Here is a 19565-nt window from a genome sequence, read left to right on the forward strand (position 1 = left end):
CATGAGCGAAGAAAACACGTACGACTCGACCAGCATTAAAGTGCTGAAAGGTTTGGATGCCGTACGCAAACGTCCCGGTATGTACATTGGCGACACCGATGATGGTAGCGGTCTGCACCACATGGTGTTCGAGGTGGTCGATAACTCCATCGACGAAGCTCTGGCCGGTCACTGCGACGACATCAGCATTATCATCCACCCGGATGAATCCATCACCGTGCGTGACAACGGTCGTGGCATCCCGGTAGACGTGCACAAAGAAGAAGGCGTTTCGGCGGCAGAGGTCATCATGACCGTGCTCCACGCCGGCGGTAAGTTCGACGACAACTCCTATAAAGTATCCGGTGGTTTGCACGGTGTAGGTGTGTCGGTAGTGAACGCCCTGTCCGAAGAGCTGATCCTGACTGTCCGCCGTAGCGGCAAGATTTGGGAGCAGACCTACGTCCACGGCGTACCCCAGGAACCGATGAAAATCGTCGGCGACAGTGAGACCACCGGTACCCAGATCCACTTCAAACCCTCGGAAGAAACCTTCAAGAACATCCATTTCAGCTGGGACATCCTGGCCAAGCGGATTCGTGAACTGTCTTTCCTTAACTCCGGTGTCGGCATCGTCCTCAAGGATGAGCGCAGCGGCAAGGAAGAGCTGTTCAAGTACGAAGGTGGCCTGCGTGCGTTCGTTGAATACCTGAACACCAACAAGACTGCGGTCAACCAGGTGTTCCACTTCAACATCCAGCGTGAAGACGGCATCGGCGTGGAAATCGCCCTGCAGTGGAACGACAGCTTCAACGAGAACCTGTTGTGCTTTACCAACAACATTCCACAACGCGATGGCGGTACTCACCTGGTGGGTTTCCGTTCCGCGTTGACGCGTAACCTGAACACCTACATCGAAGCGGAAGGCTTGGCGAAGAAGCATAAAGTCGCCACCACCGGAGACGATGCTCGTGAAGGCCTGACGGCGATCATCTCGGTCAAGGTACCAGATCCGAAGTTCAGCTCCCAGACCAAAGACAAGTTGGTGTCTTCCGAAGTGAAGACTGCGGTTGAACAGGAAATGGGTAAGTACTTCTCCGACTTCCTGTTGGAAAACCCGAACGAAGCCAAGCTGGTCGTCGGCAAGATGATCGATGCTGCCCGCGCCCGTGAAGCCGCGCGTAAGGCCCGTGAGATGACCCGCCGTAAAGGCGCGCTGGATATCGCCGGCCTGCCAGGCAAACTCGCTGACTGCCAAGAGAAGGACCCTGCCCTCTCCGAACTGTACCTGGTGGAAGGTGACTCTGCTGGCGGTTCCGCCAAGCAGGGTCGTAACCGTCGCACCCAGGCCATCCTGCCGTTGAAAGGTAAGATCCTTAACGTTGAGAAGGCCCGCTTCGACAAGATGATTTCCTCCCAGGAAGTCGGCACCTTGATCACGGCATTGGGCTGCGGTATCGGTCGCGATGAGTACAACATCGACAAGCTGCGCTACCACAACATCATCATCATGACCGATGCTGACGTCGACGGTTCGCACATCCGCACCCTGCTGCTGACCTTCTTCTTCCGTCAGTTGCCGGAGCTGATCGAGCGTGGCTATATCTACATCGCTCAGCCGCCGTTGTACAAAGTGAAAAAGGGCAAGCAAGAGCAATACATCAAAGACGACGACGCCATGGAAGAGTACATGACGCAGTCGGCCCTGGAAGATGCCAGCCTACACTTGAATGACGAAGCGCCGGGTATCTCCGGTGAGTCGCTGGAGCGACTGGTCAACGACTTCCGCATGGTCATGAAGACGCTCAAGCGTTTGTCGCGCCTGTACCCTCAGGAGCTGACCGAGCACTTCATCTACCTGCCGGCCGTAAGCCTGGAGCAGTTGGGCGACCACGCCGCCATGCAGGATTGGCTGGCCCAATACGAAGTGCGCCTGCGTACGGTGGAGAAGTCTGGCCTGGTGTACAAAGCCAGCCTGCGTGAAGACCGCGAACGTAACGTATGGCTGCCTGAGGTCGAACTGATCTCCCACGGCCTGTCCAACTACGTCACCTTTAACCGCGACTTCTTCGGCAGCAACGACTACAAAACCGTAGTCACCCTCGGCGCGCAACTGAGCACGCTGCTGGACGACGGTGCCTACATTCAGCGTGGCGAACGCAAGAAGCAGGTCAAAGAGTTCAAGGAAGCCTTGGACTGGTTGATGGCGGAAAGCACCAAGCGTCATACCATCCAGCGCTATAAAGGTCTGGGCGAGATGAACCCGGATCAGCTCTGGGAAACCACCATGGACCCTGCTCAGCGTCGCATGCTGCGCGTGACCATCGAAGACGCCATTGGCGCAGACCAGATCTTCAACACCCTGATGGGTGATGCGGTCGAGCCTCGTCGTGACTTCATCGAGAGCAATGCTTTGGCGGTGTCTAACCTGGACTTCTGATCAGGTACATCAGCTAAAAACAAAAGGCCAACGCTTAGCGTTGGCCTTTTTTGTTGGTTCGTAGTCGCGCATTTTTAAATGCTCCACGTGGAACATCGACGTATTTAACTTTCCACAGCGGGTGTCACACTCTCCAATCGATACCCGTACCCGTAGATCGTCAACAGCTGCCAGCCGCGATCCGCCGTCAGCCCTAGCTTGTTACGTAGGCGGTAGATATGCGTGTCCAACGGCCGCGACGAGACCATTTCTTCGTGGCTCCAGAACCGCTCATACAGGTACTCGCGAGACAACGGCCGGGCCAGGTTGGCAAACAAACAGCTGGCTAGACGGTATTCCCGTTCTGTCAGGTTGATGGGTTTGCCTGCGCGGGTCACAGTTAGTTCGGCATCGTCGAACGTCAGGTCGTTAAAGCTCTGCACTTCCTGGCTAGCCGACCTCTGCAACCCGTGGCGCCGCAGGACGGCACTGACGCGTGCTTTGAGTTCATTGGGCCGAAACGGCTTGCTGACATAATCGTCCGCCCCGCTATTCAACGCTGTCACGATGTCGCTCTCGGCATCGCGGCTGGTGAGCATGATGACGGCGGGAGGCGACTCCATGTGCTCGCGGGTCCAGCGCAATAACGCTATCCCGGAGATGTCCGGCAGTTGCCAGTCGAGGATCAGCAGGTCAAAGGTTTCCCGACGTAGCTGGCGCAGCAGGTCTTCACCGCGCTCAAAGAAATGCAGAGACCAAGGCTGATCAGCCGGGCCGGGAATCTGTCGCAGTGTCTGTTCCACCCGTCGCAACTCCGCGGGTTCGTCATCCAGTATTGCGACACGCATAGGCGGGGTCCTTCCTACAAAAATACGAGAGCTTGAATGGGAGGCACATGCTGCACAAATGCCGACCTCTGAATCTGAATAATTATGGAGGGATTCTACAGTGCTTGGATCTCTCGATACGCTGAAAGCGCCGTAAACTCAATTCACTACGATCTTCGAAGAAGATACCGGCTCCTGTCGGTGTGGAAAAGGCTCTGTGCCGATCGCCTCGCCGGTGCCTCATGCCTGCTCCAATGTGCGGTATCGTTCATCGTGCGGCCGTGGGGAGTCCTCCAATGAGACCGAAATAAGCTTCACTGGTTTCAGAACACCGCATGCACTTCATCGCAACCCCATGGAGAGGGATCCTGGGCTTATGACACTTTTACTTATTGACCATCAATGCCTTGGCACGCTCGTGGCGGTAGCCCTGTGAACCTATGGCGCAAAGCCGAGAAACGCCAACCTACCCAGGCCCAGCTTTTGTTCCATGGGTTGGTTCGTGAATGGCTGCTGATCGGTCTGGTACTCCTGCCCTTTACCGCCTACTTATCCTTGAGTGCTGGCCTGGCGCTTAACAATCCGCTCTATGACAGCCTGCGCCGCCTCACGCCCTTACCGGTGGATCCACGCATCGTTCTGGTGACCATCGATGCGCCGAGCCTGGAAGCACTTGGGCCGTGGCCTTGGCCGCGCAGCGTACATGCCGAGCTGATTGAACGCCTGAACGCCGCCCAGCCGGCGGGTATTTTGTTTGATGTGATCTTCAGTGAGAGCAGCAACAGTAATGACGACCAGCGCTTGGCCGATGCCGTATGCAAAGCCGGCAATGTATTGCTGCCCATCGCCGGAGACAGCAGCGTCAGCTCCAAGGCTCCCATAGCGCCGTTGTCGCCACTGCTCAAGTGCGCCAAGGGTGTCGGTCACATCAACGTCGAAGCGGACAACGACGGTGTGGTTCGCAGCGTGTATCTACGTGAAGGCCCGCCGGGAAGCACGCTTCCTCAGTTGGCGTGGCTGGCGTTCGCCATGAGCGAGCATGCCGAGACCATGCCGGGCCTGCCGCATGAGCCTACTGGCGGGAACTGGCATCAGGAGCATGAGATTCGTGTGCCGTTCACTTCAGAACCAGACCAGTTTCCCAGTGTGTCCTACGTCAGCGTACTACGCGGCGAGGTAGCTCCCGAGTCGCTGCGGGGTCGCCTGGTTCTGATCGGTGCCTCAGCCTATGGCATGGCTGATCGTTTCGTGACGCCGCTCTCTTCCACCGTAGGTACCACAGCGGGGGTTGAGATCCAGGCGGACGTATTGAATGGTTTATTGCAGGGCCGCAGCATCGTCGATCTGCCCGGCTGGCTGGCGGCGTTGCTGGCAACGTCCCTGGTGGCCCTGCTGTTGGGCCTTCTGCTTGTGCGCCCCCGCTACGCCCTGTGGATGACCTTGGCAGGCATGGCCGCGGCGTTGCTGGGCTCATGGGCTTTATTGCGCCTGGGCCACTGGTGGAGCCCCGCAGCGTGCCTGATCGGTTTGCTACTGAGTTACCTGATCTGGAACTGGCGACGCCTGAGCGTAATTCTCGCCTACTTTGGCTGGGAACTGGCACGCCTGGATAACGAACCCAAGGTGCTTCCGGAACGTCGACGTGCGCCCGCCAGCAAGGGCGATGTGTTGCAAGGGCGGATCTTTGCCCTAGAACAAGCCGTCAGTCGTACCCGTGATACGCGGCGCTTTATGGCGGACGGCCTGGAGTGCCTGCCGGTGGCGACCCTGATCACCGATCCCCAGGGCAGCATCCTGTTGGCCAACCGCGTGGCCCGTGAAGTATTCGGCAATGACCTGGTCGGCGAAAACCTCGTCGAACAGCTTGCTGATCTGGGCTATCCCCCGCTGCACAATGGTGTACGCCCTGCCCTGTCGGCGCTGGAACTGGTCGAGTTTCGCGATATCCACCAACGCAGTTTGCGCATGGAATTGGCACCTTTGCTGCCCGCCGAAGGGGATTTTGCCCTCGGCTGGTTGTTGAGCCTCACGGACCTGAGCAAGGAGCGTGAAGCCCAGCAGCACCGCGAGACGATGCTGCGTTTCCTTTCCCACGACCTGCGTGCACCGCATTCAGCGATTCTCGCGCTGCTGGACGTGCACAACGGGGAGTCCGCGGTGTTTGCCCAGATCGAACAGCAGGTGCGGCGGGCCTTGAGCCTGACCGAATCCTTTGTGCAATTGGCCAAGGCTGAAGCGGACGGTTACCAGTTCCAGCCCACCCTGTTTGCCATGCTGGTGATGGACGCCTTTGATCAGGTGGCGGTGATTGCGCAGTTGAAGGGCATCCATTTGGTCCACGACCTGGATGAGGCGGATGAGGCCATGGTCTACGCCGACCAATCGCTGCTCACCAGGGCGTTGTTCAATGTGCTGGAGAACGCGATCAAATATTCCCCATCCGGTACCACCGTCAGGTTGAAGCATGGCAGCGCGCAAGGTGGGTTGGAGTGCCGGATCAGCGATCAGGGGCCGGGGATTGCGCCTGAGGATCTGCCGGAGTTGTTCAACCAATACCGACGTTTCGATTCGGCTCAGGGCAGCGAAGGTCTTGGGTTGGGCCTGACCATGGTCAAGGCGGTAATAGAACGGCACGGTGGGCGCATCGTGTGTGAAAGTGAGCTGGGTAAGGGCTCGACGTTTATCCTGCTGCTGCCGTTATTGGAGGACTGAAAAGCGGCTTTTCTGCTGTGCATAAAAAACCGGTCACAAGGACCGGTTTTTTTATGAAGAAAAAACTTATGCACGTTTTTCTGAATTTTATGAGCTTCAGAAATATGTAAGTAAATCAGCCTGTTATGAAGCAAAAAAGCCAATTCGCCAACAAAGCGTACACAGGTTATCCACAGATGCTCAAAACGCCGTTGTCTCCACCACCACCGGCTCAGGAGGCAGGGAGCCCATGGCCCGTTGTTGTGCTTCATTCCATGCGGCGGCGCGGTCATTCAGGGCAGCGATGGCACGCGGCCCTTCGCCTTCTGCGTACATCGGTTCGCCAATCACCACGGTGATAGTGCCTGGGCGTTTGGCCCAGCCAGTCTTGGGCCAGAACTTGCCGGCGTTATGCGCAATTGGCAGCACAGGCAGGTTGGCGTTGACCGCCAGGGCGGTACCACCCCGTGAGAATTTGCCCACGGTGCCGTAGGGCACCCGCGTGCCCTCGGGAAAGATCAGCACCCAGACGCCGTCCTTGAGCAACTCATCGCCCTTCTTGGCGACATGCTTGAGCGCAGCCTTGGGGTTGTCCCGGTCGATGGCGATCGGCCGCAACATGGCCATGGCCCAGCCGAAGAACGGCACGTACAGCAACTCGCGCTTGAGCACCTGGCTCAATGGCGAGAAGTACGCCGAAAGGAAGAACGTCTCCCAGGTGCTCTGGTGGTTCGAGAGAATCACGCACGGTTGATCAGGGACGTTTTCAGCGCCCTTGACCTCGAAACGAATGTTCAGGAACACCTTGCTCAGCCACAACGCACAGCGGCACCAGTAGACGTTGATGAAGCGATAGCGCGCCTTGAAGGGCAGGAACGGTGCAATAAAAAAGCTCAGGGTGCACCAGAGAAACGAACTGGTGCCCAGCAGCAGGTAAAAGAAAAAGGTTCTGATGGCCTGCAAGATCGACATGGCGGCATTTACCGTTGCGGGACACGGCCCGCCTGTTAAAAGCGCACTCCCGAACAATCCTTGGTCAGGAAGTCGAGGGCGGCTAGTTGTTGATAAGTTCTGCGGCAACGGCCGCCAGATCGTCAAAAATCAAGGTGCCTACCGGCAGGTTTTTAGCCTGGGTCTTTTCGCCTTTCCCGGTTTTAACCAAAACTGGCTGAGAGTCGACGGCTTTGGCCGCCTCCAGGTCACCGAGGCTGTCCCCGACGAACCATATCCCAGCTAACGGCACCTTGTAATGTTCTGCAATGATTTTCAACATGCCAGGCTTGGGCTTGCGGCAATCGCAGCCTTCGTCCGGCCCGTGGGGGCAGTAAACCACCAGCCCCACCTCACCGCCCTGCTCGGCCACTAACGTGCGCAAACGCGCGTGCATGGCCTCCAGGGTCGCGATGTCGTAGTAACCGCGGGCGATGCCGGACTGGTTGGTGGCGATGGCCACCGTCCAGCCGGCTTTGCTCAACTGCGCGATGGCCTCGATCGAACCGGGCAGTGGGATCCACTCCTCCACCGACTTGATGTAAGCGTCGGAGTCGTAGTTGATCACCCCGTCCCGATCGAGAATCAGCAGTTTCAACATGGTCAGCCCAGTACGGAGATGTCGGCGATATTGATGAACAAGCCACGCAGGCGCGCGAGCATGGCGTAGCGGTTTTTGCGCACGCCAGCATCGTCGGCATTGATCATCACCGCTTCGAAGAACGCATCCACCGGCTCGCGCAACGACGCCAGGCGCGCCAACGCTTGCGCGTAGTCACGCTCGGCGATCAGCGGCTTCACGGCGTTCTCGGCCTTGGCGATGGCCGAGTTCAGCGAGAACTCCTTGGCATCGGCAAACAGGCCCGGGTCGACTTCGGCAGTGCCGAGGTTGTCGGCCTTGCTCAGCAGGTTCGATACGCGCTTGTTCACGGCGGCCAGGGCATCGGCTTCCGGCAGCTTGCGGAACGCTTGCACGGCTTGTACACGCTGGTCGAAGTCCAGTGCCGAACCCGGTTGCAGGGCACGTACCGACAGGTAGACGGAAACGTCCACGCCTTCGTCTTCATAACGCGCACGCAGGCGGTCGAACACGAACTCCAGCACTTGCTCGGCCAGGCCGGCTTGCTTGACCTTGGTGCCGAACTGGCCGACGGCGAATACCACGGCCTGGGTCAGGTCGAGGTCCAGCTTTTTGTCGATCAGGATACGCAGCACGCCCAAGGCCGCACGGCGCAGGGCATACGGGTCTTTGCTGCCGGTGGGCAGCATGCCGATACCGAAGATACCCACGAGGGTGTCCAGCTTGTCGGCAATGGCCACAGCCGCACCGGTCAGGGTGCTCGGCAGTTCTGCACCGGCACCGCGCGGCATGTACTGCTCGTTCAGGGCCAGGGCGACATCATCCGGCTCACCGTCGTTGAGGGCGTAGTAGTAACCGGCAACACCTTGCATCTCAGGGAACTCGCCGACCATTTCGGTGGCCAGATCGCACTTGGACAGCAAGCCGGCACGCGCAGCCCATGCGGCATCACCGCCAATACGTGGGGCAATGTAGGCCGCCAGCTTGGAAACACGCACAGCTTTGTCATAGACGCTGCCGAGTTTTTCCTGGAACACCACGTTTTGCAGGCGCAGGTTGAAGTCTTCCAACTTCTGCTTCTTGTCTTGCTTGAAGAAGAACTCGGCGTCGGTCAGGCGCGGGCGCACGACTTTTTCGTTACCGGCGATGATCTGCTGCGGGTCTTTGCTTTCGATGTTGGCCACGGTGATAAAACGCGGCAACAACTTACCGTCCACGTCCAGCAGGCAGAAGTACTTCTGGTTGTCCTGCATGGTGGTGATCAAGGCTTCTTGCGGCACGTCGAGGAAACGCTCCTCGAATGAGCATACCAGCGGCACCGGCCATTCCACCAGGGCGGTCACTTCGTCGAGCAGGCTTGGCGGCACGATGGCGGTGCCTTCCTGCAGACGGGCCAGCTCTTCGGTGCGCTTGCTGATCAGCTCGCGACGCTCATTGGCGTCGGCCAGCACATAAGCGGCGCGCAGGTCGTTGAGGTAGTTGGCCGGCGAAGTGATGCGCACGCTTTCTGGATGATGGAAGCGGTGACCACGGGAATCACGACCGGCCTTCTGGGCGAGGAGGGTGCAATCGATGACCTGGTCACCTAGCAGCATCACCAGCCATTGGGTCGGGCGCACGAACTCTTCCTTGCGCGCACCCCAGCGCATGCGCTTGGGGATAGGCAGGTCGTTCAGGGAATCTTCAACGATGGTCGGCAACAGGCTGGCGGTCGGCTTGCCGGTGATGACCTGGCTGAAACGCAGTTTCGGGCCGCTCTGGTCGATCTCGCTCAGCTCCACGCCACACTTCTTGGCAAAGCCAAGGGCGGCCTGGGTCGGGTTGCCTTCGGCGTCGAAAGCCGCCTGGCGCGGTGGGCCGTCCAGGTTGATGTTGCGATCCGGCTGCTGGGTTTCCAGCGCAGTCAGCAGCACAGCCAGGCGGCGCGGTGCGGCGTAGACTTTTTTGGCTTCAAACTTCAGGCCGGCAGTCTGCAGGCCTTTTTCTATACCGGCCAGGAATGCATCGGCCAGGGTATTGAGGGCCTTGGGTGGCAGCTCTTCGGTGCCCAGTTCAACCAGGAAATCTTGAGCACTCATTGTGCAGCCTCCAGCTTAGCCAACACTTCATCACGCAGGTCCGGGGTTGCCATCGGGAAGCCCAGCTTGGCGCGAGCCAGCAGGTAGGCTTGGGCGACGGAACGCGCCAGGGTGCGCACACGCAAGATGTATTGCTGGCGCGCAGTAACCGAAATGGCACGGCGGGCATCCAGCAGGTTGAAGGTATGGGAGGCCTTCAACACCATTTCATAGCTTGGCAACGGCAGCGGCTGGTCGAGTTCGATCAGGCGCTTGGCTTCGCTTTCATAGAAGTCGAACAATTCGAACAGCTTGTCGACATTGGCGTGTTCGAAGTTGTAGGTGGACTGTTCCACCTCGTTCTGGTGGAACACATCGCCGTAGGTCACCTTGCCGAACGGGCCGTCAGCCCACACCAGGTCGTAGACCGAGTCCACGCCTTGCAGGTACATGGCCAGGCGCTCAAGGCCGTAGGTGATTTCGCCGGTGACCGGGTAGCACTCAATGCCGCCGGCTTGCTGGAAGTAAGTGAACTGCGTCACTTCCATGCCATTGAGCCAGACTTCCCAGCCCAGGCCCCAGGCGCCCAGGGTTGGCGATTCCCAGTTGTCTTCGACGAAACGGATGTCGTGCACCAGTGGGTCCAGGCCCACATGTTTCAGCGAGCCCAGGTACAGCTCCTGGAAGTTGTCCGGGTTGGGCTTCAATACCACCTGGAACTGGTAGTAGTGCTGCAGACGGTTCGGGTTTTCGCCGTAGCGGCCGTCAGTCGGGCGGCGACTGGGCTGCACATAAGCGGCGTTCCAGGTTTCCGGGCCGATGGCCCGCAGGAATGTAGCGGTGTGGAAAGTGCCGGCGCCTACTTCCATATCGTAGGGCTGAAGTACCACACAACCTTGCTCGGCCCAGTATTGCTGGAGGGCGAGGATCAAGTCTTGGAAGGTACGCACGGCTGGCGTAGGCTGGCTCACGAAATTCACCTGTTACTTGGGCTGCGATTTAAAGAGCGGGAGTATACCCGATTCGGCCCCGCCACCACTCCCTGGAGCCTTATGCCACGCTGCTTTTGGTGTTCTGAAGATCCGCTGTACATGGCTTATCACGATCAAGAGTGGGGAACGCCGCTGCGCGATGCGCAGGGTTTGTTCGAGTTGCTTTTGCTCGAAGGGTTCCAGGCAGGCCTGTCCTGGATCACCGTTTTACGCAAACGCGAGCATTATCGAAAGGTGTTGTTCGGCTTTGACGCGCAGCGCCTGGCGCAATTGAGCGATGAAGAAATCGAGGTGCTGATGCAGGACCCGGGCATCGTGCGCAATCGCTTGAAGCTCAACGCTACCCGGCGCAACGCCGCGGCCTGGCTGGCGCTGGAGGATCCGGTGGGGTTGCTGTGGTCGTTTGTCGGCGGCAAACCCAAGGTCAATCACTTCAAGGATCGCAGCGACGTCCCGGCGATTACGCCCGAAGCCGAAGCCATGAGCAAAGCCTTGAAAAAGGCCGGCTTCACCTTCGTCGGGCCGACCATCTGCTACGCCTTCATGCAGGCCGCGGGCATGGTCATGGACCACACCCAGGACTGCGACCGCTACGCGGACTTGGTCAACGCCGGTTAGAATGCCGGCTTTGCGCACCACACACGATCAGGAGTGACCTGTGGAAAAGTTTAAAGGCGCCTTGCTGGTAGGCGCTCTTCGGTTGTTTGCCCTGCTGCCCTGGCGCGCCGTACAAGCCGTCGGCACGGGGATCGGCTGGATCATGTGGAAAACCCCCAACCGTTCCCGCGATACGGTGCGGATCAACCTCTCCAAATGCTTCCCGGACATGGACCCGACTGAGCGCGAGCGCCTGGTGGGCCGCAGCCTGATGGACATTGGCAAGTCCCTCACCGAAAGCGCTTGCGCGTGGATCTGGCCGGCGCAGCGCTCTATCGACCTGGTCCGTGAAGTCGAAGGCCTGGAAGTGCTGCACGAGGCCCTGGCTTCTGGCAAAGGCGTGGTGGGCATCACCAGCCACTTGGGCAACTGGGAAGTGTTGAACCACTTCTACTGCAGCCAGTGCAAACCGATCATTTTCTATCGCCCGCCCAAGCTCAAGGCCGTGGACGAGTTGCTGCGCAAGCAGCGCGTGCAGCTGGGCAACCGCGTGGCGGCTTCCACCAAGGAAGGCATTCTCAGCGTGATCAAGGAAGTGCGCAAAGGCGGCCAGGTGGGCATTCCTGCCGACCCGGAGCCGGCTGAGTCCGCCGGGATCTTCGTACCGTTTTTCGCCACTCAGGCGCTTACCAGCAAGTTCGTGCCGAACATGCTTGCGGGCCACAAGGCGGTGGGTGTGTTCCTGCATGCCCTGCGCCTGCCGGACGGCTCGGGCTACAAGGTGATCCTGGAAGCGGCGCCGGAGGACATGTACAGCACCGACACCGCGACGTCCTGTGCGGCGATGAGCAAGGTAGTTGAGCGCTATGTAGGTGCTTACCCAAGCCAGTACATGTGGAGCATGAAGCGCTTCAAGAAACGCCCGCCGGGTGAGGCGCGGTGGTATTGACTCACGCTGATCTCCTAGCCAATGGAGATCAAATGTGGGAGCTGGCTTGCCTGCGATGGCAGCACCTCGGTCTATCAGTTACACCGAGGTGATGCCATCGCAGGCAAGCCAGCTCCCACAGGGGGTTGTTTCAAGCCTGGCGATCGAGTTTCTTCAAAAACACGGCCATCTCTTTTTCGGCCTGTTTGTCGCCGTGGGCCTGGGCCGCTTCTATGCCTTTTTCCCAAGCGTGTCGTGCTCCAGCGTTATCACCCTGCCCCAACTGCGCCTTGCCCAACAACTTCCACGCCGCCGAATACTTCGGATCGAACTCGACGCATCGCTGCAAATGCTCGGCCGCCTTGGCGTTGTCCTTCAGGTCCAGGTAACCCTTGCCCAGGCCAAAGCGCAGCAGCGAATTATCCACACCCTTGGCGAGCATTTTTTCAAGGGATTCGAGCATGTCGGTCACTCCGGTTGATCAGAAAAAGCTCAACCCCACGTGGAACAGCTTCTCCACATCGCGAATATGTTTTTTGTCCACAAGGAACAAAATCACATGGTCACCGGTGGCGATCACCGTGTCGTCGTGGGCAATGATCACTTCTTCGTCGCGAATGATCGCGCCAATGGTGGTACCCGGCGGCAGGCCGATATCGCGGATCGCCTTGCCAATCACTTTGCTGGACTTGGAGTCACCGTGGGCAATCGCCTCGATGGCTTCCGCTGCGCCACGGCGCAACGAGTGCACGCTGACAATGTCGCCACGGCGCACGTGGGCAAGCAAGGTGCCGATGGTCGCTAACTGTGGGCTGATGGCAATGTCGATATCGCCGCCCTGGATCAGGTCCACATAGGCCGGGTTGTTGATGATGGTCATCACCTTCTTCGCCCCCAGCCGCTTGGCCAGCAAGGACGACATGATGTTGGCTTCGTCATCGTTGGTCAGGGCCAGGAAGATATCGGCATCGGCGATGTTCTCTTCCATCAGCAGGTCACGGTCCGAGGCGCTGCCTTGCAGTACGACAGTGCTGTCGAGGGTGTCGGACAAATGCCGGCACCGCGTCGGGCTCATCTCGATGATCTTCACCTGGTAGCGGCTTTCGATGGCTTCGGCCAAACGCTCGCCGATCTGCCCACCGCCGGCGATGACGATGCGTTTGTAGCTTTCGTCGAGCCTGCGCATTTCGCTCATGACCGCGCGAATGTTCGCCTTCGCGGCGATGAAAAACACTTCATCGTCAGCCTCGATCACCGTATCGCCCTGGGGCAGGATCGGCCGGTCACGGCGGAAAATCGCGGCGACGCGGGTTTCCACATTCGGCATGTGCTCACGCAGCTGGCGCAATTGCTGGCCCACCAGCGGCCCGCCGTAATAGGCCTTCACGGCTACCAGTTGCGCTTTGCCTTCGGCGAAGTCGATGACCTGCAGCGCACCTGGAATTTCGATCAGGCGCTTGATGTAGTGGGTCACCACCTGTTCCGGGCTGATCAGCACGTCCACCGGAATGGCGTCGTTGTCGAACAGCCCGGCGCGGGTCAGGTACGCCGCTTCGCGCACCCGAGCGATCTTGGTCGGGGTGTGGAACAGGGTGTGGGCGACCTGGCAGGCGACCATGTTGGTCTCGTCGCTGTTGGTCACAGCCACCAGCATGTCGGCATCGTCGGCGCCGGCCTGGCGCAGCACCGTCGGAAACGACGCGCGGCCTTGCACCGTACGGATGTCCAGGCGGTCGCCCAGGTCGCGCAAACGCTCGGAATCGGTGTCGACCACGGTGATGTCGTTGGCTTCACCGGCCAAATGTTCGGCCAGCGTGCCACCGACCTGCCCTGCTCCAAGGATGATGATTTTCATCCGGTCACTCCCTTAAAATCATTCAGCCGCGTGCAGCGGCGATCTTGATCAGTTTGGCGTAGTAGAAGCCATCATGCCCGCCTTCCTGCGCGAGCAGTTGGCGACCGTGGGGCTGCTTGATGCCGGCCGTGGTAGCAAGGTCCAGCTCACGCGCGCCGCTGGTGCGGGCGAGGAAGGCTTGGATGACCTCGGTATTTTCGGTGGGCAAAGTAGAGCAGGTGGCATAAAGCAGGATGCCGCCGACTTCCAAGGTGGGCCACAACGCGTCGAGCAGTTCGCCTTGCAGCACCGCCAGGGCGGCGATGTCGTCGGGCTGGCGGGTCAGCTTGATATCCGGATGACGGCGGATCACGCCGGTGGCCGAGCAGGGAGCGTCCAGCAGGATGCGCTGGAATGGCTTGCCGTCCCACCAGGTGGCGGTGTCGCGGCCATCCGCGGCGATTAGCTCGGCGCTCAAGCCCAGGCGCGTGAGGTTTTCCCGCACGCGCACCAGGCGCTTGGCTTCGAGGTCCACCGCGACTACACCGGCCAGGTCTTTTTCCACTTCAAGGATGTGGCAGGTCTTACCGCCGGGCGCGCAGCAGGCATCGAGTACACGCTGGCCGGGGGCAAGGTCGAGCAAGTCGGCGGCCAACTGCGCGGCTTCGTCCTGCACACTGATCCAGCCTTCGGCAAAGCCCGGCAGGCTGCGTACATCGGTGGCGGCTTCCAGCACGATGCCATCCGTGCTGTACACACAGGGCGTGGCATTGATGCCAGCGTCCGCCAGTAACTGCAAATACGCGTCACGGCTGTGGTGACGGCGGTTGACCCGCAGGATCATCGGCGGGTGCGCGTTGTTGGCTGCGCAGATGGCTTCCCATTGCTCAGGCCAAAAGGCCTTCAGGGATTTTTGCAGCCAACGCGGGTGGGCGGTGCGCACCACCGGATCATGTTCCAGCTCGGCCAGCAGGGCTTCGCTTTCGCGCTGGGCGCGGCGCAGCACGGCGTTGAGCAGGGCCTTGGCCCAGGGTTTTTTCAGCTTGTCGGCGCAACCGACGGTTTCACCGATGGCCGCGTGGGCGGGCACGCGTGTATAGAGCAATTGGTAGAGACCCACTAGCAACAGCGCCTCGACATCCGTGTCCGCCGCTTTGAACGGTTTTTGCAGCAGCTTGGCGGCCAGCGCAGACAACCGTGGCTGCCAACGGGCGGTGCCAAAGGCCAGGTCCTGGGTAAACCCCCGGTCGCGGTCTTCAACTTTATCCAACTGCGTCGGCAGCGAACTGTTCAGCGAAGCCTTGCCGTTGAGGACGGCGGCAAGAGCCTTGGCGGCGGCCAGACGTGGGTTCATTGAGTGACCACTCCAAGCGTGGTGCCCAGGGCGAATTTCTCACGACGGCTATTGAACAAATCGCTGAAGTTCAGCGCCTTGCCGCCAGGCAATTGCAGACGCGTCAGGTACAGCGCCTGTTCACCGCAAGCCACCAACAGGCCGTCTTTGCTGGCGCCGATGATCTCGCCGGGAGCGCCTGCGCCATCGGCCAGGGTCGCGGCCAACACTTTCAAGGCCTCGCCGTTGAGGGTGCTATGGCAGATCGGCCATGGGTTGAAGGCACGTACCAGGCGCTCCAGCTCCACGGCCGGGCGGCTCCAGTCAATGCGCGCTTCGTCCTTGTTCAGCTTGTGGGCGTAGGTGGCCAGGCTGTCGTCCTGGATTTCACCTTGCAGGGTGCCGGCAGCGAGGCCGGCGATGGCCTGGATCACGGCGGGCGGGCCCAGCTCAGCGAGGCGGTCGTGCAGGCTGCCGCCGGTGTCTTGGGCGGTGATCGGTGTGGTGACCTTGAGCAGCATCGGCCCAGTATCCAGGCCAGCTTCCATGCGCATCACGGTCACGCCGCTCTCGCTGTCGCCGGCTTCAACGGCGCGTTGAATCGGCGCCGCACCGCGCCAGCGTGGCAGCAGTGAAGCATGGCTGTTGATGCAACCCAGGCGCGGGATATCCAGCACCGCCTGAGGCAGGATCAAGCCGTAGGCCACCACCACCAGCAGGTCCGGCTTCAGCGCGGCCAGTTCGGCCTGGGCCTCGGCGTTACGCAGGGTCGGCGGCTGCAGCACAGGAATGTTGTGCTCCAGCGCCAACTGCTTGACTGGGCTCGGCATCAGTTTTTGCCCGCGACCGGCCGGGCGATCCGGCTGGGTGTACACCGCGACGATGTCATAAGGGCTGGCAAGCAGCGCCTTGAGGTGTTCGGCGGCAAATTCAGGAGTGCCGGCAAAAACAATGCGCAATGGCTCGGTCATGGGAGTTCTCGGTTAAAAACAGTCACAAAAGAAAAAGGCTTGCCGCAGCAAGCCTTTGGAAGAAGGGCATCAGGCTTGCTGGCGATGCTTTTTTTCCAGCTTCTTCTTGATGCGGTCACGCTTGAGCGTGGACAGGTAATCGACGAACAGCTTGCCGTTGAGGTGGTCGCATTCATGCTGGATGCACACCGCCAGCAGGCCTTCGGCAATCAGTTCGAAAGGCTTGCCGTCACGGTCCAGCGCCTTGATCTTCACGCGCAGCGGGCGTTCCACATTCTCGTAGAACTCCGGCACCGACAGGCAGCCTTCCTGGTATTCGCCCATCTCTTCGGTCAGCGGTTCGAACTCAGGGTTGATGTACACCCGAGGTTCGCTGCGGTCTTCCGACAGGTCCATGACCACGACGCGCAGATGCACGTTGACCTGGGTCGCGGCGAGGCCGATGCCCGGGGCTTCATACATTGTTTCAAACATGTCATCGACCAACTGACGAACCTTGTCGTCCACTACGGCCACCGGCTTGGCGATCGTGCGCAGGCGCGAGTCGGGAAATTCGAGGATGTTCAAAATAGCCATAAGCGTAATTGCTGCACATGTGAGAAAGAGACAAATCGGCGGTGGGATGGACCCATACGGCCGGTGTGAAACGCTCGGAAGCCGCGAAGGCCATGGCATTTCACGCGAACGCACATAATAAAGGAGATTCACCCCATGAGGAAATCGCTACTCGTCTTGCTGCTGTGGGCCCCGTTCGCCACGGCATTGATTGCGCAACCCACTGAGCGCCTGGATCAGGCCGCGCAACAGGCCATCCAGCATTTTTTACTGCACAACCGTATTTTTGACTCCCCCCAGGACCTGGACAAAGCGCCTTACATTATTGCGGCGCAAGGCGGGCGCGTGCTGGGTGCCAGTGACGAGCGTGTGCATGCGCGCGGGCATCTGGACCCGGCCCAGCCAAGCTACGGGATCTTTCGGCGGGGCAAGGCCTACACCGATCCCCATACCCAGGAGCTGTTGGGCATCAATGCCGACGACATCGGCACTGCGCGCTTTGTGCTTGCCGACAGCCTCACCACCCTGGCAGTGCAACGGGTGACCCAGGAAATTCGCCCAGGCGACCGTTTGTTGCGCGCCGAGCCTCCCGTTGCTTTGGCCAGCCTGGAAGCCGGCAAACCGGCACCCTTGATTACAGGGCACATCATCGACATCCCCAAGGGCGTCACGCAGATTGGCGTGCTCGACGCTGTAACCCTCAACAAGGGCCGCCGCGATGGCTTGGTGGAAGGCCAACTGCTCACAGTGATCAAGGCTGGCGCCACCGTGCGAGACGCCCTCACCGGTACGTCCACTCCCCTCCCGGATGAGCGAGCCGGCACCCTGCTGGTGTTTCGCACCTATGAAAAGCTCAGCTATGCCCTGGTGCTCAGTGCTTCACGGTCGCTAGCCGTGCAAGACCGTTTCGAGACGGCTGATCAAGCGCAATAAATAGCCTGCTAAATAAGTTACCAACAGAGTTATCCACAGCTTGTTCCGGTCAAGGATGATCATATGAATCCGATAAACAGTAGCGATATTTCCCCGGCAGAGCTGGAAGCCCGGCTACGCTTGCACAAGCTGCCAGAACTGGGGCCCAAGCGTTTTCACGTGTTGATCCAAGCCTTTGGTTGCGCTTCCAAGGCCTTGAGTGCTCCCGCCAGTGCCTGGCGTTCCCTCGGTTTGCCCGCCATCAGTGCCGAGGCCCGCCGTAGCCCCAAAGTCCGTGACGGTGCCAGTGAGGCGTTGGCCTGGCTGGCGCGCCCGGCCCAGCATTTGCTGATGTGGGACAAGCCGGATTACCCGGCGTTGCTCGCGCAAATCGACGATGCGCCGCCGTTGTTATTCGTTGCGGGCGACCCCGGTATTCTGGAAAAACCACAGTTGGCCATGGTCGGTAGCCGGCGTGCCTCGCGCCCGGGCATGGACACGGCAGCGGCCTTTTCCCGCAGCCTGGCGAGCGCCGGTTTTGTCATCACCAGTGGGCTGGCGGTGGGCATTGATGGCGCGGCGCACCAGGCGGCATTGGACGTGGGCGGCCATACCATCGGCGTGCTCGGCACGGGCCTGGAAAATTTTTATCCACAGCGCCATCGCAAGCTCGCTGCGGCGATGATTGCCCAAGGCAGCGCCGTGGTTTCCGAGTTTCCGCTGGATGCCGCGCCCCAGGCCGGTAATTTCCCACGGCGCAACCGGATTATCAGCGGGTTGTCGTTAGGCGTACTGGTGGTGGAAGCCAGTATGGCCAGCGGTTCGCTGATCACCGCACGCCTGGCCGCGGAGCAAGGGCGTGAGGTGTACGCGATTCCGGGTTCCATCCACCACCCCGCCGCCAAGGGCTGTCATCAACTGATCCGTGATGGCGCGGTATTGGTGGAAACCATCGAGCACATTCTTGAAAGCCTGCGCGGTTGGCAGCGGTTGTCCCATGCTGCGCCGGTGCCCGTGACCCATCCGCTGGTGGCGCTGCTGCACGCGGCACCGCATAGCAGCGAAGCCTTGGCGATTGCTAGCGGTCGGCCGTTGTCCCAAGTGCTGGCCACCCTCACGGAGCTGGAGTTGGAGGGCCAGGTGATTTGCGAAAGCGGGCGCTGGCTGGCGCGGTGCCCGCTTTCGTAGCGGCCCGTTTTTGGCGCTAGGTTTTGTAACGAAGATCGGTAAACTGCCCAGAGCTTTAGTCCGGAGAGTTAACAATGGTCAACAGGTGGCGTGTGTTGGAAGCCGCACGGGAAATTCGCGCAGGCGCAGTGATCGCCTATCCGACCGAAGCGGTCTGGGGCCTGGGCTGCGACCCGTGGAACGAAGAAGCAGTGGATCGGCTGCTGGCGATCAAGAACCGCTCGGTCGACAAAGGCCTGATCCTGGTGGCGGACAATATTCGTCAGTTCGATTTTCTGTTTGAAGATTTTCCGGACACGTGGGTCGAACGCATGGCCAGCACCTGGCCAGGGCCGAATACCTGGCTGGTGCCCCATCAAGACTTGCTACCCGAATGGGTCACGGGTGTGCACGACACCGTAGCGCTGCGGGTCAGTGATCATCCGTTGGTGAGAGATTTGTGCGCCGAGGTCGGCCCGTTGATTTCCACCTCGGCCAACCCCCAGGGCCGCCCGGCAGCCCGCACGCGGATTCGCGTGGAGCAATATTTTCGCGGGCAAGTGGACCTGGTGTTGGGCGGCGCCTTGGGTGGGCGCAAGAACCCGAGCCTTATTCGGGACCTGGTGACGGGTGATGTGGTGCGCCCGTCCTGAGACCGCAGTGCACCCATCGCAGGCAAGCCAGCTCCCACATTGATGAGTGTTCGCGGTCAATGTGAGAGCTGGCTTGCCTG

At 60.1% G+C, this 19565-nt stretch carries 16 protein-coding genes and 1 pseudogene; 7 read left to right on the forward strand and 10 right to left on the reverse strand.

All coding sequences use genetic code 11. The features are described from left to right. Position 1 precedes the first annotated feature (1 nt). Positions 2–2419: a DNA topoisomerase (ATP-hydrolyzing) subunit B gene (gene gyrB, locus DK871_RS01150; RefSeq protein ID WP_003187253.1), complete on the forward strand. Its 2418-nt coding sequence runs from the start codon at positions 2–4 to the stop codon at positions 2417–2419. Positions 2420–2523: 104 nt separating this feature from the next. Here gyrB and DK871_RS01155 read toward each other — a convergent pair whose 3' ends face one another. After that, a complete protein-coding gene (locus DK871_RS01155) occupies positions 2524–3246 on the reverse strand; it encodes a response regulator transcription factor (protein WP_161903704.1) in 723 nt (240 codons plus the stop codon). A gap of 411 nt (positions 3247–3657) precedes the next feature. On the opposite strand from DK871_RS01155, the gene DK871_RS01160 reads away from it, so the two are divergent. Beyond that, entirely contained in the window at positions 3658–5937 is a 2280-nt protein-coding gene (locus DK871_RS01160) for a CHASE2 domain-containing protein (protein WP_161903769.1), read from the forward strand. Between the two features lie 180 nt (positions 5938–6117). Here the strand turns inward: DK871_RS01160 and DK871_RS01165 are convergent, their stop codons facing one another. The 4 genes and pseudogenes from DK871_RS01165 to glyQ all read right to left on the reverse strand — a co-directional run bounded on the left by DK871_RS01165 (position 6118) and on the right by glyQ (position 10514). Beyond that, positions 6118–6888 (reverse strand): 1-acyl-sn-glycerol-3-phosphate acyltransferase, encoded by a 771-nt coding sequence (locus DK871_RS01165; protein WP_161903705.1) that lies wholly within the window; start codon positions 6886–6888, stop codon positions 6118–6120. Positions 6889–6970: 82 nt separating this feature from the next. Further along, a pseudogene (gene gmhB, locus DK871_RS01170) lies at positions 6971–7537 on the reverse strand (D-glycero-beta-D-manno-heptose 1,7-bisphosphate 7-phosphatase); the annotation flags it as partial. Then, positions 7510–9564 (reverse strand): glycine--tRNA ligase subunit beta, encoded by a 2055-nt coding sequence (gene glyS / locus DK871_RS01175; protein ID WP_161903707.1) that lies wholly within the window; start codon positions 9562–9564, stop codon positions 7510–7512. The gene glyS and the pseudogene gmhB, both read right to left, overlap by 28 nt. Further along, positions 9561–10514, reverse strand: coding sequence for a glycine--tRNA ligase subunit alpha (gene glyQ, locus DK871_RS01180; RefSeq protein WP_003187265.1), 954 nt, complete (start codon positions 10512–10514; stop codon positions 9561–9563). The genes glyS and glyQ overlap by 4 nt, the downstream gene beginning before the upstream one ends. A gap of 81 nt (positions 10515–10595) precedes the next feature. Between glyQ and DK871_RS01185 the strand changes: the two genes are divergently transcribed. Then, positions 10596–11153, forward strand: coding sequence for a DNA-3-methyladenine glycosylase I (locus DK871_RS01185; RefSeq protein ID WP_161903708.1), 558 nt, complete (start codon positions 10596–10598; stop codon positions 11151–11153). Between the two features lie 40 nt (positions 11154–11193). Beyond that, a complete protein-coding gene (locus DK871_RS01190; protein WP_124384439.1) occupies positions 11194–12081 on the forward strand; it encodes a lysophospholipid acyltransferase in 888 nt (295 codons plus the stop codon). A 130-nt stretch (positions 12082–12211) separates the two neighbouring features. Here DK871_RS01190 and DK871_RS01195 read toward each other — a convergent pair whose 3' ends face one another. The 5 genes from DK871_RS01195 to def all read right to left on the reverse strand — a co-directional run bounded on the left by DK871_RS01195 (position 12212) and on the right by def (position 16774). Next, complete coding sequence (locus tag DK871_RS01195; RefSeq protein ID WP_161903709.1) at positions 12212–12523, reverse strand: lipopolysaccharide assembly protein LapB; 312 nt, start codon at positions 12521–12523, stop codon at positions 12212–12214. An 18-nt stretch (positions 12524–12541) separates the two neighbouring features. Next, entirely contained in the window at positions 12542–13915 is a 1374-nt protein-coding gene (gene trkA / locus DK871_RS01200; protein WP_003187270.1) for a Trk system potassium transporter TrkA, read from the reverse strand. A 22-nt stretch (positions 13916–13937) separates the two neighbouring features. Further along, positions 13938–15248 carry a 16S rRNA (cytosine(967)-C(5))-methyltransferase RsmB gene (rsmB, locus tag DK871_RS01205; protein WP_161903710.1) on the reverse strand — a complete coding sequence of 437 codons (1311 nt, stop codon included), beginning with the start codon at positions 15246–15248 and terminating at the stop codon, positions 13938–13940. Further along, positions 15245–16198: a methionyl-tRNA formyltransferase gene (fmt, locus tag DK871_RS01210; RefSeq protein ID WP_161903711.1), complete on the reverse strand. Its 954-nt coding sequence runs from the start codon at positions 16196–16198 to the stop codon at positions 15245–15247. The genes rsmB and fmt overlap by 4 nt, the downstream gene beginning before the upstream one ends. 69 nt (positions 16199–16267) lie before the next feature. After that, positions 16268–16774, reverse strand: a complete 507-nt coding sequence (gene def, locus DK871_RS01215; RefSeq protein WP_003187273.1) for a peptide deformylase — start codon at positions 16772–16774, stop codon at positions 16268–16270. 135 nt (positions 16775–16909) lie between these two features. Here def and DK871_RS01220 point away from each other — a divergent pair, with 135 nt between their 5' ends. From DK871_RS01220 to DK871_RS01230, 3 genes are all read left to right on the forward strand, one after another. Beyond that, positions 16910–17686: a peptidoglycan-binding protein gene (locus DK871_RS01220; protein ID WP_161903712.1), complete on the forward strand. Its 777-nt coding sequence runs from the start codon at positions 16910–16912 to the stop codon at positions 17684–17686. A gap of 63 nt (positions 17687–17749) precedes the next feature. Continuing rightward, a complete protein-coding gene (gene dprA, locus DK871_RS01225; RefSeq protein ID WP_161903713.1) occupies positions 17750–18853 on the forward strand; it encodes a DNA-processing protein DprA in 1104 nt (367 codons plus the stop codon). Positions 18854–18927: 74 nt separating this feature from the next. Continuing rightward, positions 18928–19485, forward strand: coding sequence for an L-threonylcarbamoyladenylate synthase (locus DK871_RS01230; protein WP_003187278.1), 558 nt, complete (start codon positions 18928–18930; stop codon positions 19483–19485). Positions 19486–19565 lie beyond the last annotated feature (80 nt).

Origin of the sequence: Pseudomonas sp. L13, from assembly GCF_009935965.1 — a bacterium.
Classification (GTDB): Bacteria; Pseudomonadota; Gammaproteobacteria; order Pseudomonadales; family Pseudomonadaceae; genus Aquipseudomonas; species Aquipseudomonas lactis.

Coding starts and splice junctions, on each gene's coding strand:
- gyrB (WP_003187253.1), top strand. CDS start 2: ATGAGCGAAGAAAACACGTACGACTCGACCAGCATTAAAGTGCTGAAA.
- DK871_RS01155 (WP_161903704.1), bottom strand. CDS start 3,246: ATGCGTGTCGCAATACTGGATGACGAACCCGCGGAGTTGCGACGGGTG.
- DK871_RS01165 (WP_161903705.1), bottom strand. CDS start 6,888: ATGTCGATCTTGCAGGCCATCAGAACCTTTTTCTTTTACCTGCTGCTG.
- glyS (WP_161903707.1), bottom strand. CDS start 9,564: ATGAGTGCTCAAGATTTCCTGGTTGAACTGGGCACCGAAGAGCTGCCA.
- DK871_RS01185 (WP_161903708.1), top strand. CDS start 10,596: ATGCCACGCTGCTTTTGGTGTTCTGAAGATCCGCTGTACATGGCTTAT.
- DK871_RS01195 (WP_161903709.1), bottom strand. CDS start 12,523: ATGCTCGAATCCCTTGAAAAAATGCTCGCCAAGGGTGTGGATAATTCG.
- trkA (WP_003187270.1), bottom strand. CDS start 13,915: ATGAAAATCATCATCCTTGGAGCAGGGCAGGTCGGTGGCACGCTGGCC.
- rsmB (WP_161903710.1), bottom strand. CDS start 15,248: ATGAACCCACGTCTGGCCGCCGCCAAGGCTCTTGCCGCCGTCCTCAAC.
- fmt (WP_161903711.1), bottom strand. CDS start 16,198: ATGACCGAGCCATTGCGCATTGTTTTTGCCGGCACTCCTGAATTTGCC.
- def (WP_003187273.1), bottom strand. CDS start 16,774: ATGGCTATTTTGAACATCCTCGAATTTCCCGACTCGCGCCTGCGCACG.
- DK871_RS01220 (WP_161903712.1), top strand. CDS start 16,910: ATGAGGAAATCGCTACTCGTCTTGCTGCTGTGGGCCCCGTTCGCCACG.
- dprA (WP_161903713.1), top strand. CDS start 17,750: ATGAATCCGATAAACAGTAGCGATATTTCCCCGGCAGAGCTGGAAGCC.
- DK871_RS01230 (WP_003187278.1), top strand. CDS start 18,928: ATGGTCAACAGGTGGCGTGTGTTGGAAGCCGCACGGGAAATTCGCGCA.